The sequence below is a fragment of the Massilia arenae genome (assembly GCF_008014745.1).
GTDB classification, from domain to species: domain Bacteria; phylum Pseudomonadota; class Gammaproteobacteria; order Burkholderiales; family Burkholderiaceae_D; genus Telluria; species Telluria arenae.
Genome location: NZ_VPFD01000065.1, coordinates 1 through 490, shown reverse-complemented (window position 1 = coordinate 490; position 490 = coordinate 1). Strand labels below are relative to the sequence as shown.

Here is a 490-nt window from a genome sequence, read left to right as displayed (position 1 = left end):
TCGCCCAGTCCAAAGCCCTTGATACAGGCTGGATTGACCACGCTGACATTGAAGCCCTCAGCGTGGAGCGTCGTGGCGATCGCCTCGTAGTAGACGCCGGTCGCCTCCATGCAGATGTGCAGCGTCGACAGCGACGCTTTGGAGTCGCGTAACCACGTCACCAAGGCCCGGTGGCCTGCAGAGGTGTTATCGAACACCTTTGCCTTCAACTTCCCATTGATCAGCAAAGCCAGGTCCAGCTTCTTCTTGCTGACATCAATTCCCAGCACATCGTTACGTGTCGTATTCATTTTTGGCCTCTCTCGTATGCGGGCTCCACGCTGTGTGCGATGGCCCAAGATACCGTCCGGACTAACAAAATGAAACGGTCGGAGGCACCTATCTGACCCACGTGCTCAGCGGCACTCGAGTCGTTCGGCATCACTCCGCCCGACCGCTTCGTCGCCATCATAGACCAGCTCCGCTGCGGTACCTTCAATATACGAGAGTC

1 protein-coding gene is annotated in these 490 nt (G+C 57.1%); it reads right to left on the bottom strand.

All coding sequences use genetic code 11. The features are described 5' to 3' along the window. Window positions 1–290: IS110 family transposase (locus FVD38_RS26285; protein ID WP_147937494.1), on the bottom strand; the 290-nt coding region annotated here is incomplete at its 3' end. Window positions 291–490: the final 200 nt, after the last annotated feature.